At 50.9% G+C, this 15,559-nt stretch carries 13 protein-coding genes; 7 read left to right on the top strand and 6 right to left on the bottom strand.

The window, feature by feature from the left end; translation table 11 throughout:
* Positions 1-3 precede the first annotated feature (3 nt).
* From bioC to bioB, 3 genes are read right to left on the bottom strand one after another with little or no spacing between them, the layout of a single operon-like run.
* On the bottom strand, positions 4-1,674 hold the full coding sequence (bioC, locus tag ABWW03_RS16060; protein ID WP_353409959.1) for a malonyl-ACP O-methyltransferase BioC: 1,671 nt from the start codon (positions 1,672-1,674) through the stop codon (positions 4-6).
* A gap of 9 nt (positions 1,675-1,683) precedes the next feature.
* On the bottom strand, positions 1,684-2,865 hold the full coding sequence (bioF, locus tag ABWW03_RS16055) for an 8-amino-7-oxononanoate synthase (protein WP_353409957.1): 1,182 nt from the start codon (positions 2,863-2,865) through the stop codon (positions 1,684-1,686).
* A 3-nt stretch (positions 2,866-2,868) separates the two neighbouring features.
* The gene (gene bioB / locus ABWW03_RS16050) at positions 2,869-3,930 is read right to left on the bottom strand and encodes a biotin synthase BioB (RefSeq protein ID WP_353409955.1); all 1,062 of its coding nucleotides are present in this window, start codon (positions 3,928-3,930) and stop codon (positions 2,869-2,871) included.
* 204 nt (positions 3,931-4,134) lie between these two features.
* Between bioB and ABWW03_RS16045 the strand changes: the two genes are divergently transcribed.
* From ABWW03_RS16045 to ABWW03_RS16035, 3 genes are all read left to right on the top strand, one after another.
* Positions 4,135-4,857: a ComF family protein gene (locus ABWW03_RS16045; RefSeq protein WP_353409953.1), complete on the top strand. Its 723-nt coding sequence runs from the start codon at positions 4,135-4,137 to the stop codon at positions 4,855-4,857.
* Positions 4,858-5,018: 161 nt separating this feature from the next.
* The gene (locus ABWW03_RS16040; protein WP_353409951.1) at positions 5,019-6,143 is read left to right on the top strand and encodes a beta-ketoacyl-ACP synthase III; all 1,125 of its coding nucleotides are present in this window, start codon (positions 5,019-5,021) and stop codon (positions 6,141-6,143) included.
* Between the two features lie 112 nt (positions 6,144-6,255).
* On the top strand, positions 6,256-7,077 hold the full coding sequence (locus ABWW03_RS16035; protein WP_353409949.1) for a mechanosensitive ion channel family protein: 822 nt from the start codon (positions 6,256-6,258) through the stop codon (positions 7,075-7,077).
* Positions 7,078-7,148: 71 nt separating this feature from the next.
* Here ABWW03_RS16035 and ABWW03_RS16030 read toward each other — a convergent pair whose 3' ends face one another.
* On the bottom strand, positions 7,149-8,567 hold the full coding sequence (locus ABWW03_RS16030) for an alpha/beta hydrolase-fold protein (protein ID WP_353409947.1): 1,419 nt from the start codon (positions 8,565-8,567) through the stop codon (positions 7,149-7,151).
* A 191-nt stretch (positions 8,568-8,758) separates the two neighbouring features.
* Here ABWW03_RS16030 and ABWW03_RS16025 point away from each other — a divergent pair, with 191 nt between their 5' ends.
* Positions 8,759-9,736 (top strand): serine/threonine protein kinase, encoded by a 978-nt coding sequence (locus ABWW03_RS16025; RefSeq protein WP_353409945.1) that lies wholly within the window; start codon positions 8,759-8,761, stop codon positions 9,734-9,736.
* 142 nt (positions 9,737-9,878) lie between these two features.
* Complete coding sequence (cysE, locus tag ABWW03_RS16020; RefSeq protein ID WP_353409943.1) at positions 9,879-10,727, top strand: serine O-acetyltransferase; 849 nt, start codon at positions 9,879-9,881, stop codon at positions 10,725-10,727.
* Positions 10,728-10,737: 10 nt separating this feature from the next.
* Here cysE and epmA read toward each other — a convergent pair whose 3' ends face one another.
* Together epmA and efp are read right to left on the bottom strand one after the other, a co-directional pair.
* Positions 10,738-11,751 (bottom strand): EF-P lysine aminoacylase EpmA, encoded by a 1,014-nt coding sequence (gene epmA / locus ABWW03_RS16015; protein WP_353409941.1) that lies wholly within the window; start codon positions 11,749-11,751, stop codon positions 10,738-10,740.
* Positions 11,752-11,863: 112 nt separating this feature from the next.
* Positions 11,864-12,433, bottom strand: coding sequence for an elongation factor P (efp, locus tag ABWW03_RS16010; protein WP_353409939.1), 570 nt, complete (start codon positions 12,431-12,433; stop codon positions 11,864-11,866).
* A gap of 191 nt (positions 12,434-12,624) precedes the next feature.
* Between efp and epmB the strand changes: the two genes are divergently transcribed.
* Together epmB and ABWW03_RS16000 are read left to right on the top strand one after the other, a co-directional pair.
* Entirely contained in the window at positions 12,625-13,638 is a 1,014-nt protein-coding gene (gene epmB, locus ABWW03_RS16005; protein ID WP_353409937.1) for an EF-P beta-lysylation protein EpmB, read from the top strand.
* 144 nt (positions 13,639-13,782) lie between these two features.
* A complete protein-coding gene (locus ABWW03_RS16000; protein ID WP_353409934.1) occupies positions 13,783-15,552 on the top strand; it encodes a hypothetical protein in 1,770 nt (589 codons plus the stop codon).
* Positions 15,553-15,559: the final 7 nt, after the last annotated feature.

The following is a 15,559-nucleotide window of genomic DNA, read 5'->3' as shown; positions in this document are numbered from 1 at the left end:
TCGTTAGGTTTCCGGTTTTTCCAGTGTTAAGTAGTACACTTCATAGCTTAACGGCAGCTGTCCGCCTTCGCTGCACGGCTGACGAAACAGCTCGTATGCTGACAACAATTTCTGAAGACGATGTCGACCTGATAAGCCATTCACCTGACCAGAATTCATATTTTGTGCGCCTAGGGTTTTCAATTCAAAACGTAACTGCTTGAAGGTGTCAAACCCCAATACTATGTCGGCCTTGTGAAAATTAGCCTGCAAACCCGCCTGCTGTATTGAACGCTTTAAATCGCTCCAAGGCGTAAATCGGTTTACATGCACCTTATTGTCGACCTGGGCCCAGGCCTCACGCAATTGCCATAAGCTGTCAGGCCCCAAAGTAGCAATATGCGCCTTCGCTCCGGGCTTAAGCACTCGATAGATTTCTCGAAATAGCTGGTCTTCCTGCTGACACCACTGAATTGCCAAGCTTGAAAACAGACATTCTACACTGCAGTTGGCCAGTGGAAGCCTCTCTGCATCAGCGGCAATCCAGCGACTTGCAGGCAGGATATTGTGAACTTGTTCTCTTGAATACCGAAGCATGCCTTCAGCTAAATCCAGATTCAGCAGACTTTCCGGCTGACCCAAGTTCGAATTCTGCTTGAGCAACTGACTGAAGTAACCGGTGCCTGAGCCCAGATCTACAACCGTTTTACCCTGAAAACCGATGGTAGACAATGTCTCAAACAACTGCTCACAAACCTGGCGCTGTAGCCCCGCGACACTGTCATAGTTTGACGCGGCCCGTGAAAAGCTTCGGGCAACACGTGTTTTATCGAGGCGATAACGATTTTGGTTGTCATGCTGGCTCGCTTCAAGCAGTAACGCCGCATGCTCAGTTTGTCCCAAATAAAAGGGCACACAATGAGCGCCAGGAATCGTGCTTACCTGAACATTATCCAAAGACAAAGCCCGAACAGCATCAGCAGACGCGACAGGAACCAGGGCATCCTGCTCTGCAAACACAAAGTGAACGGGTTTGTTAATGTTCTCGATGAGTATGCTTTGATTATCGATTTCACCCAGCAACGTAAGAGCCCTTTTCCAGGCAGATTTGTATTGAGGGCGTTCAAAGTAGTCCGTATCCAGACCATTGTTTTTCATCAAGCCAAGGCTCCGAACAAGGCATTTTTTCTGCTGCCCATCTCCCTGGCTCTGTAAGCCCATAAAACGACGCAAACAAGCTTCAGGGGCTCGCTCGAAGAAAGCACAGAACTCGATAAAAGTATCGGCTGCCATGCCATGGGCCCAATCGGAGTTCGCAACAAATTGAGGGCCAGCGGCAAGACACGTCACCGTTGCAACCTTGTCGCTGTTTAACAGGCGCTGAGCCAATAACCCCCCCAGTGAATACCCCAATAGATGACAAGTCGCGGGCAATGCATCTTCGATGGCCGCCAACAGATCATCCAGAGCGTAGTCCGCTGCAGAGGACTGATCAAAACCCGGCAGGCTGACACAGTGCACATGAACATGCGTCAACTGTGGCAAGATCTGGTGCCAAATATCGTTTCCCAATCCCCAACCGTGAATCAGCACAAAGTGCTCAGCATCGTCACAATTCGCTGGGTAACTCACTCGTTCGAGAGTGATTCTTTGGGGCCTTTCGTTTTCGAGCACCTTGCTCGCTAAAATATTCATAACCCGTTTTCACTGTTGACGAACTGAATCTGGCACGTTCTGATCCAGCATGTTCAATAGGTGATCGACATGCGCTCGCTCATGGGCGGCCGTCAAGGTAATTCTCAAACGCGCACTGTTTTGAGGAACGGTTGGCGGTCGGATCGCCGCGAGGAAAATACCGTGCTTCCGCAAAGCGTTCGCCGTGTCCAGTGCCAAGCCGGCATCACCCAATAACAAAGGCTGAATGGCCGTCGGTGAGGACATCAGAGGCAAGCCCAAATCCCGAGCGCGCGCCCTGAAATAAGCAATCAAGTCCATCAGCTTACGGCGACGTTCGGGCTCACCCTGAACAATGTCCAAGGCCGCTAAACTGGCTGCTGCCACACTGGGCGGCAACGCGGTGGTGTAAATGTAGGGTCGCGCAAACTGAATCAAGCCTTCGATCAGTGCTTCACTGCCTGCAATAAAGGCACCGTAACTGCCCATGGCTTTTCCCAATGTTCCCATGAGAATAGGGAGTTCGTCCTGACTCAAACCCCAATACTCGGCGCTACCAGCACCGTGTTCGCCCAGAACGGCAAAGCCGTGAGCATCATCGGCCAACAATAGGGCGCCGTCTTCTCGAGCTATGTCGGCTAAGCGCTTCAGTGGCGCCAGATCACCATCCATGCTGTAAACCGCATCGACCGCAATTAATTTACCTGCAGCCGTTGTCGAATTCAGACGCTGTTGCAAATGCGACACATCATTGTGGGAAAAGCGTAACAGTCTTGCGCCGCTTAACTGAGCACCATCCAACAGGGAGGCATGATTCAGACGATCGTGAAATACGGCATCGCCTTTTGCCAGCAACACCTGTTGAACAGCCAGATTGGCGGCAAAGCCGGAAGAAAAGCACAGTGCACGGTCTCGAGCGGTAAACTCGGCTAAACGCCGTTCCAATTCACCATGCAGATCGCTATGACCGCAAACCAGATGTGAAGCGCCGGCACCAAAACCAAATTGCTCAAAACTGTGTTTCGCACGCGCAATCAAAGCGGGGTGATTTGCCAGCCCCAAGTAATCATTGCTACTGAAATTCAGGAGGGTTTTGTCGCCCATTTGAATCTCAGCTCCCTGGGGAGAATCGAGATTCAATCGCTTACGATAAAGCTGTTGTTCTCGACGCTCTTCCAGTTTCTGATTCAAACGGTGAAGCAGTACAGACACGGATCATTTTGCCGCATTGTAGAAATGCGAATCGAATTTGGCTTCGTTCACGGCTTGCAGTAATTCTTCTTCCACAGCCTGATCGTCTTGCTCAACTTCCTGAGGTTGTTCCAAGGTTTCTGCGTTGATGCCCAAACGTTTGAACAATTTGGCATCTTTACCCTCACCGGGGTTGGCGGCCGTTAACAGCTTATCGCCCAGGAAGATCGAATTTGCGCCAGCCATAAATGCCATCGCCTGCAACTCATCGCTCATTTGCTCACGACCCGCTGACAAACGCACATAAGATTTGGGCATGACAATGCGTGAAACAGCAATCGCTCGTACAAATTCTAATGGATCAATATCGTCCATATTTTCCAGCGGCGTGCCTTTAATACGAATCAACATATTAATAGGTACGGATTCTGGGTGTTCAGGGAGGTTGGCCAAATTCTGAATCAAACCAATACGATCGTTCTGTTCTTCACCCATTCCCAAAATCCCGCCACTGCACACCTTCATGCCTGCTGAGCGAACATGATCCAATGTTTCCAAACGATCGCCGTAAGTGCGAGTGGTGATGATGTCGCCATAGAATTCAGGCGACGTATCCAGATTGTGGTTGTAATAATCCAAACCGGCTTCAGCCAACTCACCGGCCTGATCTTCGCTCAACATCCCTAGAGTCATGCAGGTTTCCAGCCCCAGAGCTTTCACTTCACGAACCATAGCGGTTACATGGGGCATATCTTTCTTCTTGGGAGAGCGCCAGGCGGCACCCATGCAAAAACGGGTAGCGCCCTTGGCCTTAGCGTCTTTGGCTTCGTTCAGTACCTTTTCCAGTTGCATCAGACGTTCTTTTTCAAGACCGGTATCGTATCGGGCGCTTTGGGGGCAGTAGGCACAATCTTCCGGACAAGCGCCAGTCTTGATGGAACAGAGAATACTCACCTGCACTTGGTTCGGATCGAAGTTCTGGCGGTGTATCACCTGAGCCTGAAACATCAGTTCATTGAAAGGCAAATTCATCAGTTCACTGATTTCCTGGCGGGTCCAGTCGTGGCGAATGTCGGCGTTGAACATGGTGATCTCTCTTGTTCTCGTTTTATACGTATGTGGGCAAGTGCACGTTGTTTGGCAGCTCGGCAGCTAAATCACACTTTGGGCTTTAGCCCTGATCTTATAGAGCTAGCATCATAAGAGTTGAAATCACCCTGTCAACCCAAAAACCCCAAACGGTTAACTAAGGTTTCCAGGTCCACACTCGAAGGAGATACTCAAGCCATCATGCCCACACCAATAACCTCCCGTCTTCTTCTTAATATTGCCGAAAAGTGCTTCCCCGACCAGTGCCTGTTTTGCGGCAAACCCGACGAACCCGCCTGTTCACCTTGTCTCGCTGGCCTGCCCTGGCTTGAACATTGCTGCCAGCGCTGTGCATTGCCTTTAGGCCACGGTGCCGAACTGTGTCCACACTGCTTGAAAGCACCCCCGGCGTTCAGGCATTGTCTTTGCCTTTGGCGATACGAATTCCCGATCAGCACTTTGATTCAACGCTTTAAATATCAGGCCGATCGGCCCGCGAGGCGTTTTTTAGAAACCCAATTAAGCCGAACCGTTGATATGTATCTGGAACAGAGCGGTGAAACATTTGATGCGGTATTAGCCGTACCCAGCCACCCATTGAAGCGGTTTTGGCGAGGCTATAACCAATCCTATCTGTTGGCGAAGGCCCTATCCCGAACCTGTCAGCTTCCATACCGCTCTACATTAGCCAAAAGGCGCTGGAGCCGGAGTCAGCAAGGATTAAGCCGCAAACAAAGGCTGAATAATTTGAAAACCAGCTTTCAGATTCGCAGCACAGTCGCCGGCCTCAAGCTGTTGCTGGTCGATGATGTAATGACAACCGCCAGCACAGCCAATGTCATCAGCCAGCTTTTAATGGAGCATGACGCCACATCAGTTGATATCGCCTGCCTGGCCAGAACACCCCAACATATGACCAGTTAATCCACAGCGAAATTAGACACTCACTACAGGCCTAGGCGACAATTGAGCCACATGCTTTTGTTATGCAACTGTTCGCCGGAAAACAGCTGATATCGCCATAAAGCTGACCATTTAACGGCAAATCCCATGAGTTTTACCGCATTTTGGAACACAACAATATTATGAATAAGAACATCGTCATTAGCGGCACGGGCCTGTACACCCCCCCACACAGCGTAAGTAATGAAGAACTGGTTGAGGCCTTAAATGCCTATGCTGATAAGTACAACGAAGAGAATGCCGCAGCCATCGAGGCTGGCGAACTGACCGCCAAAGCCAAATCCAGTGCGGAATTTATTGAGAAGGCATCCGGCATCAAAAGCCGCTATGTGTATCGCAAAGAAGGTATCTTGGATGTTGATCGCCTGTATCCTGTGATCCCCCTGAAAGCGGAGGACGAAACCAGTGACCAGGCATTGATGGCCATTGAAGCTGCAAAAGATGCTATGGCTGCAGCCAATAAGACAGCGGCGGATATCGATGCCGTTATCGTCAGCTGCGCTTACACACAACGCTCCTACCCCGCGATTGCGATCGAGGTTCAAACCGCTTTGGGTATTGAAGGTTTCGGCTTCGACATGTTGGTAGCTTGCTCGGCTGCAACTTTTGCTCTGCAACGAGCCTATGAAATGGTGACCGCTGGTACCGCCAAAGCCGTGCTTTGCATCAACCCTGAACTCACCACGCCGCAGATTGACTACTCCGATCGAGACAGCCACTTTATTTTCGGCGACGTTGCCACCGCGACCATCGTAGAGGCAGAAGAAACCGCCAATTCAGAAAACTGCTGGGATGTTCTCAGCACCAAGGCCTTCACCTCGTTTTCTAACAATATTCGTTCCAGCTTTGGTCATGCGGCTCGCACCAACGACGTCGATCCATTCTGGAAGGAAAACCTGTTCCACCAGAACGGCCGTAAAGTGTTTAAAGAGGTGTGCCCATTGGCGGCCGAACACATCAGCGAGCATCTCTCTCGCCATGATCTGACGGCTGAAAATGTAAAACGCTGGTGGTTGCATCAAGCCAATATCAATATGAATTTATTGATCAGCAAAAAGCTGCTGGGCCGCGACGCGAGCGCGGAAGAAGCGCCCATCGTTCTGGACGAGTTTGCCAACACCGCATCAGCGGGCTCACTGATTGCCTTCCACAAGTATTCTCAGGATCTGCAAGCCGGAGATCACGGCGTGATCTGTTCCTTTGGCGCCGGTTACTCCATTGGCAGCCTGGTCGTTCGCAAACGCTAGTTCACGCGACGAGCACACACAGCGCAGGGCGATCCCGCCCTGCACAGTTCAGCTTCAATTCATTCCCTCTTGCTAGCATCTGTTCCACTCTATCTATCATGGAGATATAAAAATGGAACAGATTAACCATTACTCTCAAGTCGCAGTCGAGCTCTTTATGAGCTACACACCACGCCTTTTACTGGCCCTCGCCACTCTACTTGTCGGCCTTTGGCTGATTGGCATTGTGGTGAAAATTACTCAGTCCGGGCTGAAAAAATCCAACACCGATGAGACCCTGATCAGCTTTATCAGCAATCTGGTTTCCTGGGGTTTAAAAGCCCTATTGGCACTCAGCGTTGCATCGATGGTCGGCATCGAAACCACCTCCTTCATCGCCGTTCTGGGTGCAGCCGGTTTGGCGGTAGGCCTGGCCTTACAGGGCAGCCTGGCTAACTTTGCAGGTGGCGTTTTAATTATTTTGTTCAAACCCTACAAGGTTGGCGATTTAATCAAAGCTCAAGGTGAACTGGGTGTCGTGAAAGATATTCAGATTTTTGTCACCGTTCTGGTTACCCTGGACAACAAACAAGTCATTGTCCCCAATGGCGCCATGTCCAATGGCAATGTGGTGAACTTCAGTGGCGAAGGCCAGCTGCGTGTCGACCTGAGCATTGGCATTTCTTATGATTCAGATATCGCCAAAGCGAAAAAAGTGATCATGAAAGTAATGGAGTCACACCCCAAAGTGATGGACAGCCCAGCACCGTTTGTCGGTGTGGACTCCATGGGTGACAGCTCGGTAAATTTAGCCGTATGGCCTTGGGCGACGCCAGATGATTACTGGGATGTATACTTCGACATCAATGAACAAATGAAAGTGGCTTTGGATAAGGCAAAAATCAGCATTCCTTTCCCACAACGCGATGTGCATCTGTACAATCACCAGGCGTAAACCCACTTCACAGCGACACAAAAAAGCCGGCATATTTGCCGGCTTTTTTATTGTCTATTCGTACATGTTTCTTATTTTCGTTCTCGAATCTCCGCTAACTCATCTTCAAGAATCGCTATCATCCAGTCTCGCTGTAACTGCTGTTTGGCCAGTGCCAGAGCATTGCTTGCCGCTTCTTCCGCTTCATCCCATTGGCGTTGAGCACGATGCCATTTCGAGATCGCCTGCTGGACACTGAAGTCGTTGGCGTTTTCCTTAAAAGACGCCTGCAGTAATTCACCTGCTTTGTCATATTCTTTTTCTTTGATGGCCAAAGCCGCCAAATGGTTACGCAGATCGATCAGTGACAGTGGCAGATGCTGGGTGGTCTGCAAATACAGGCTCGCCGCCTTTTCTGCTTTTTCCTCTTTCGGATATTGGTGCATCAAGGCTTTGTAGGTGTAGGCAGGAATGGCCTGCTGCAAATTAAAACGCTGCAAGTATCCTTGATAATGATTGCGTACGGCATCGAAATTCTCATAGGCCGCCAAATCTTTATAGGAGATGTACCAACCCGCAAACAGATCTTTCAACGCATGACGCAATGCCGGAAGCGTCACGGAATCATGGTTCTCTTGGCTAAAGTGTTTGAAGTCCCAATCCACAGCAGGCGGGCGATGGCGATCAAGCTGCTCCACCAAACCGTACACCCCCATGCGAGGCTCATTGGCTAGCGATAAATACAACTTCTTCGTCGGCGCTTTGATTTTTTTCAGGTAGTCTTCAACCTTGCCTTCCATGCGATAACTTTCCCACCACATCATTGGGCTGATCGCAATGTACGCGGAAAAGCTGTCGCTGTTGGTCAACAAACTGTTCACCACAAACAGCCCCCCAATGGATTGTCCCTCCAAAATATCAAAACCCGAACTGCGATAGTGTTGCCGAATCTCAGCTTTCAACTCATCTTGGATAAAGCTCAGAAAATCATCGGCATCTCCACCTTTGCCCAGGGGCAAGGAAGGCTGCATATTATTTCGGTAGCTGGCGATACCTTTCGCCGAAATACCCACTACGATCATCTCTGGAATCAAAGGATTATTCCCCTTCGCCAGATTCTCAACCATGGCCGCAATGCTCAAGAAGTTGTAATCACCATCAACCAGGTACAGCACAGGATAATTGTAATCCGGCTTGGCGTAATAGCTGGCAGGCAAATAAACTTTGTAACGACGCTCTTCATCCAACACCTTTGAGAACACACTGTGGCTTTGCAAAAAGCCATAGGCTTGCTTTTCCTCAGCCTCCGGCACCGGTTCAGTTAGTGCTTGCGCATCGGCTTCGGAAACAGAGTCGCCCCCTGTTGCTTCATCAAGCCCCACATCCGTTGCCGCGACTTCTACAGGCGGTTGATCAGCAGATTGTGCTGATACAGAACCCGCCAAGCCAGAACTCACCAACACAGAGAACAGCAATGTGAGAATTACGTCTTTTATGCCTGGGATGGCCATGCCCTACACCTCTGAATGCGGATTAAAAATCAGCCAAGGATTATACCTGCCATGAGGCATTAAGACAGGGCCTTATACACATTCCCATATCCCCAGGGTCGGCTTTTCGCGTATCCTATGCCTGAGATGGGCACAACCACCTGTGCCAGCAACAAGCGTTCCCACGCGGCGACAGAATGAAGAGAGTCCCTATGCAACACCCCTACGATGCCTTACATCCCGAGACCGTAATCGACGCAGTGGAATCCCAGGGGCTGATTTGTGATCTGCGTATATACCCATTGAACAGTTATGAAAATCGGGTTTACCAGATAGGCATTGAGGATGCACCGGCGTTAATTGGAAAGTTCTACCGCCCGGAACGCTGGAGCCGGGAACAGATTTTGGAAGAACACCAGTTCAGCCAAGCTCTGCGAGATTTGGATCTCTCGGTGGTTGCCCCTTGGGAAAATGGACAGGGGGACACTTTGTTCGAACATGCCGGTTTCTATTTTGCGCTGTACCCCCGCCAGGGAGGACACGCGCCTGAAACTGGCGATTTGGACCAACTATTCAGCATTGGCCGAGCCTTGGGACGTATTCACCAAATGGGCAAACAAAGCGACTTTCAATATCGTCCCAAACTGGACATTGAAAGTTTCGGCCGGGCCAGCCGCGAATTTTTGCTGGCTGAGAAATTTATTCCGGATGATTTAATTCCCGCCTATGACAGCCTCAGTCTGGACATCTTGCAACGGGTCGAAGAGACTTTTGCTCGCAGTGATGCCAAGTGGATTCGATGCCACGGGGACTGCCATATCGGCAATATTCTCTGGCGACACGACACCGCTCATTTTGTGGACTTCGATGACGCGCGAATGGCCCCGGCGGTACAAGATCTGTGGATGTTGCTGTCGGGCACTCGCCTTCAACAGACCGAACAATTGAGCGAAATCCTTGAGGGGTACCGTGAGTTCTGTGATTTTGACACGGCTGAAATCCAACTGATCGAAGCCTTACGCAGCTTGCGATTGATGCAGTATTCAGCCTGGCTGGCACGACGCTGGGGTGATCCGGCTTTTCCAAAAGCCTTTCCCTGGTTCAATACCGAACGTTATTGGGCCGAACATATCCTTTCCCTACGGGAGCAATTGGCGGCCATGCAGGAACCCGCCCTGCAGGTTTATTAACGCGTTTACTCGGCTTGTCGGCTTTCCAGGGCAACTGGTCAGACTTTACAAAAATTGATAGCCAATCCTTGTTAGCCTGGGGGCAGCCTCCGGGCTTATAGGATATAGTTACATGCGAAAATCATGATATAGGTGAAGGCGAATGAATATAGGCGCCCCAAATACAGCCCATACCGCAAAAGCAAACAGCGGTTCTGAACACGGTGATTTCGTCTGGGAAAGTATTCGTCAGGAAACCCAGCAACAAGCCGAAAAAGAACCCATTTTAGCCAGTTTTCTGCACGCCACCATTCTGAATCACGAATCTCTGGAGTGCTCACTCAGCTACCATCTCGCCAACAAACTGGAGAGCCCAGAAGCATCCGCGTTGTTAATTCGAGAAGTCATTCATCAGGCATTGCGCGCAGACCCAACGATTGGTGCCGCCATGCGTGCGGATATCGCTGCCGTTAAACATCGAGATTCCGCCTGCAATTCCCTATCGATTCCCTTTTTGTATTACAAAGGCTTCCACGCATTGCAGGCTTTTCGCATTGCAAATTGGTTGTGGCGCCATGAACGCCAGGCTTTGGCTTTGTTTTTCCAAAACCGTATCTCAGTGGTTTTTTCAGTTGATATTCACCCTGCGGCCACCATTGGCCAGGGCATTATGCTCGACCATGCCACAGGCATTGTGATTGGTGAGACCGCTGTTGTCGAAGACAATGTATCCATTATGCAGGCCGTTACACTCGGCGGAACCGGCAAGGTTTCTGGCGATCGCCACCCCAAGGTGCGAGCCGGTGTATTGATCAGTGCAGGCGCAAAAATTATTGGCAATATTGAAATTGGTGAAGGCGCCAAAGTAGGTGCAGGTAGCGTTGTATTGAAAGATGTTGAACCACACACCACCGTTGCCGGTGTGCCCGCTAAAGTTGTCGGCTGTCCTGATACCCAGCAACCCGCTTTGAATATGGATCATCAGCTGAATTGCGATTTAGACAAACTCTGATCCCGAGTTCCTAGGCCCGCGACCAGGCGAAGCTGAGCACTTCAGAAATGTGCTCAGCTTCGCTGAGTTGCAACAGTAAACGATCAAGCCCCAAAGCCACCCCAGCACAATCCGGCAAACCCGATGCCATCGCGGCTAGCAAACGCTCATCAATACTGACTTCAGTAAGACCACGGTTCCGACGCTGCTGATTGTCTGCGGTAAATCGTTCGCGCTGCTCTTGTGCGTCTTGCAACTCCCAATAACCATTGGCCAATTCCATGCCATCAACAAACGCCTCAAAACGCTTGGCTACCAACCGCCCCTGATCATCAGGCATCACTCGCGCCAAAGCGGCCTGACACGCCGGATAGTCATAAATAAACACCAACCCCTGTGGAAGTTGGGGCTCAATATGCTGACTGATTAACACATCCAACGCCGTGCTGATATCGTCGCAACGGTATCCCCCCATATCGAGGTGTCGATCAATACAAGCTTGCAATTCCGCCAAGCTGGCCGAGTGAGGATCAACGGACAGATGCTCGCAAAATAAATCACCATAGCTTTTGTAAACCACCGGAAGAATGGAGCGAAACGCTCCCCTTTCGGCTGAGGCTCGGTTGCTGTGATGCTCAGAGAAAACCGGCATGACACTTTGAATCAGAGCTTCTAACTCTGTCATAAGTTGCCGATCATCAAAACCCTCTCGATACCACTCCAACATCGTGAATTCAGTATTGTGGCGGCGGCCACTTTCCCCCGCCCGAAACACCTTCGCCAGACTATAGATATCACCACTGCCGGCGGCCAACATACGCTTCATGGCATATTCTGGTGAGCTTTGCAGATAGTAAGGCTTCCCCTGATGGGAGCAGCGCAAACATTCAATATAGGGGTCACTGACAGGATGCTGTGCAAGCAGCGGAGTTTCCACTTCCAATACCCGGCGTTGATGGAAAAAATCACGCACGGTCCGATTGACTGCGCCTCTGAGTTGCAGCATCTCGGAATGTGCATTGGGCTGCCAATCCTGGGAATTCATGGGTTTATCCTGCTTGGGCGTGAACAATATTAATATCTGAAAGCAAACAGGCCAGCATTAGCTGGCCTGTTTAGTATGGCTGAAGGCAGGCCGACATCAGCCTGATAACAGCTTAATCCTTAGCGCGGCCCAGATATTCACCGGTACGGGTATCCACTCGAATCTTCTCGCCCTGGGACAAGAACAGAGGTACTTTCACAACAGCACCTGTAGACAGCGTCGCCGGCTTGGTGCCACCTTGTGCGGTATCACCTTTCAAGCCTGGATCGGTTTCGGTAATTTCAAGCTCAACGTGGTTTGGCGGCGTAATCGCCAAAGGAGAACCGTTGTACAAGGTCACCGTCACAGTGTCCTGCTCACGCAACCATTTGGCGGAATCACCAACCGCTTTCTCATCGGCCTGGTGCTGCTCATAGCTGTTCGGATCCATGAAATGCCAAAACTCACCATCGGTGTAAAGGTATTCCATATCGTAATCCATAACGTCCGCACCCTCTAAGCTCTCGCCGGACTTAAAGGTGCGCTCCCATACGCGACCGGAGTTCAGGTTACGCAGCTTTACGCGGTTAAAGGCCTGGCCTTTACCGGGTTTCACGAATTCATTATCCAGAATTGAGCATGGCTCGCCGTCCAGCATCACTTTCAGGCCGCTACGAAATTCATTGGTGGAGTAATTTGCCATGATTGTTCCCAATTTCATGTTCAAGACTTGCCTCAATACACATTCAGAGCACCAACTTCCGTCGGCAACTTGAGGCATCGAGCGTAAAGCCGGCCATTATACCCAGCATTGCGCTTCAGTTCGAGAGTCTCCCGGCATCTGACAGAACTGCTACAATGCGCCCCCTGTTGTACGCAAATGCCCCGAAAACTATGAACACAATCCTGCCGCATCACCCACTCGAGTCCCACCCTAGAACGTGGCAACAAGACTTGCAGGATTTGATCAAGCACCCTGCAGAGCTAGCGGAATTGCTGGCACTGAAAACGGAGCAACTGTGCCCTGAAGCCGCCGAGCAGTTTGAAGTTCGGGTCACCCGCCACTTCGTCGGGCTAATGGAAGCCGGAAACCCCAACGACCCTCTGCTGCTGCAGGTTTTACCGGGTCTCGCAGAGACGGTGGAGACCCCAGGCTACAGCAGCGAGCCACTGGAAGAGACCAAACAGTTTACCCCCCTGCCTGGTGTGATCCACAAATACCAGGGGCGCCTGCTGTTGATGGCGAGTAATCAGTGCGCCATTAACTGTCGGTACTGTTTCCGCCGCCACTTCCCGTACCAGGAGCATCACCTGGGCCGTAAGCAATGGCTGGATGCTGTCGACTATATTGCGCATGACGAAAGTCTGAGCGAGGTCATTCTCAGCGGTGGCGACCCGCTTACTCAAAGCGATAAGCAACTGGCCTGGCTGGCAAGCCAATTGGAACAGATACCCCACATCAAACGCCTTAGAATCCACAGCCGTTTGCCGGTGGTTTTACCCAAACGAATCGATGACAAACTGCTGGAATGGCTCAGCAGTGAGCGCTTGCAAACCTCCATGGTATTGCACATAAACCACCCGCAGGAAATCTCACCGGAACTCAGCCAAGCCTGCAAACGCCTCAAAGACGCCGACGTAAGATTGTTTAATCAATCGGTTCTGTTGAAAGGAATCAATGACAGGAGCGACATTCTTGCGCAACTGAGTGAAGCGCTGTTTGAAAATCACATTCAACCTTACTACCTGCATCAACTCGACAAGGTCCAAGGTGCCGCTCATTTTCAAGTTGAGGATGAGAAAGCTCGCCAACTTTACTACCAACTTAGAGCCAAACTACCGGGTTACCTGGTTCCACTTCTTACCCAAGAAATACCCGGCAAAGCTGCGAAAACTCCCCTAGTTTAGTCTATTATTGTGATAAGCTTCACATAAAATAGAAAAGCTGAGTAGCAGCCTATTGAATAGACGCTGAATAACTGCTGCTACTTAGATAAGAAACTATCAAGATGCACAAATAAAAAGCATCCAATGGGAATCGCCGGGTCGTCAATGAGCGCTGTAGGAATTGCAATTAAATTGTTTGGGCAAATGAAATTGCCCCCTCAAGATTTGGAGTCGTTGAGCTTCTGCAGAAACTCACGACCCCAAGACGTTGCTGCGTGGGCCGACAATTTACCGGCAACTCGCGTTAACCACACCAGCGTTATTCTGTATAAGGCCCTACCTGAAGTGGCCCGCCTGCAAGCCAAACCCAATCAGCGCCTGGCCATGCTAGAGAGCCTTCGCCCCTATGTTCAGCGTAGCATCGAAGGCCTGTCCCAGAGCTTTTTGAACAAGCCCGTGGTTTTGCCCGACGATGCCATGAAAGCCGCGATTGTCGCCCTGGCGCTGCAAAAACACATTACCCATGGCTACTGCATTGTGGCTCGTGATATTGCCTGCGATGAAAAGCTCAATGACGGTAACCCTGAAGGTCCTCACGCGCAAGCTCTAACGATGGCTCTGCATCGCGCCATCAACGGCCTGGGTATCCAGCTGATGCGCAGCTATCAACTGTACGCAGCCACCACTCCAGGGCTCTGGCTCAGCTTGCACAGCCTGTATCAAGTGGCTCAGAGCAATAGCCTGGAACAGCTACCCATTGCCGATGAACTGCTGACTCATATCCAGCAAAGCACCCTCCGTGAGACCTATCAGCGCATCTTGCTCCTGGCCTGTGCCAACCCCAACAAACTGCGTCAGTTTGATGTGTCCACCAGTTATAAATTGCTGGAACTTTGGTCGAGTCATATCCGACTGCGCCCGAATCACAGCAACAGTAACGCACTGTTCTTGGTCAACCCACAAAGTGATCGCCCGCCCAGCCCGAAAAACCTGGTGCCGATTTCTGAGCAAGGCGATTGCGTAGAGGTCGACGTTTCCCAACTGCTGTCCCTGTTGGACAAACAATTGGAAGGCAAACTGGAAGGTGGCGACGTCCTCAGTATCCCCAAAGGCATCAGCAGCTCCCTGCTGTCCCATTTGATTAAAGCCTGGGGCACTCAGTATCACCGCGCCCACGAACGCATGAGCTACAAACAGGAACTGCAGGCGGTGGTTGGCATCAGCAGCATCCATTTCCACTTGAGCGGCGGGATTCCATTTGAGAGCTTTGTGCTGAGTACCGGAAAGGTCAACCTGCAACAGGATGGCAACCCCTACTTGAAAGGCCAGACCGAAGAGCGAATTGGCGATGACCCCTGGTCGAACGCTTTTGATGCCGGTGTTGGGGCCGGTCGTAATTTTGATCCTCTGGTGTTTTCCACCCTGGACATTGAAACCCAACTGGCCAAGCGTGAGCACGAGCAGGCAAAAGACAAATTCCCAGTGAATACCGTCATCAGTGAAGATCGCAGCCAGGGCGGTTACTGCTTGCAATGGCAGGAAAATGTTCCCAAATCCCTGAAATCAGGCGAACTCATCGCCCTGAAAGAATCTGGCGCCACCTCCTGGACTCTCGGAATCATTCGCTGGGTTCGCCAAAGCCGCGGTTCAAGCTCATTCGGTGTGGAGCTGTTATCCGCACTGGCCAGCCCCTACGGGGCCTCTTTAATTCACAAAAGCGGCGATAATGCCGATTACATGCGTGTGTTCTTTTTGCCTGAGCAAAAAAGCCTGCGACGTAAAACGAGCTTGTTGACGCCTTCCGTGCCTTTTCAGGAAGGCCAAAAAGTCCGCTTGAACCGACGCGGAGAAGAAAAGACCATTCAACTTACCAGGAAAACTATGGACACAGGCTCGATCAGTCAGTTTGAGTTCAGGACCCTAGAGACAGGCTAAACGACCT

The sequence above is a fragment of the Pseudoteredinibacter isoporae genome, assembly GCF_040372805.1.
Taxonomy (GTDB): Bacteria; Pseudomonadota; Gammaproteobacteria; order Pseudomonadales; family Cellvibrionaceae; genus Pseudoteredinibacter; species Pseudoteredinibacter isoporae_A.
The sequence above is the reverse complement of the archived record's forward strand: the minus strand, read 5'-3'. Positions and strand labels throughout refer to the sequence as shown.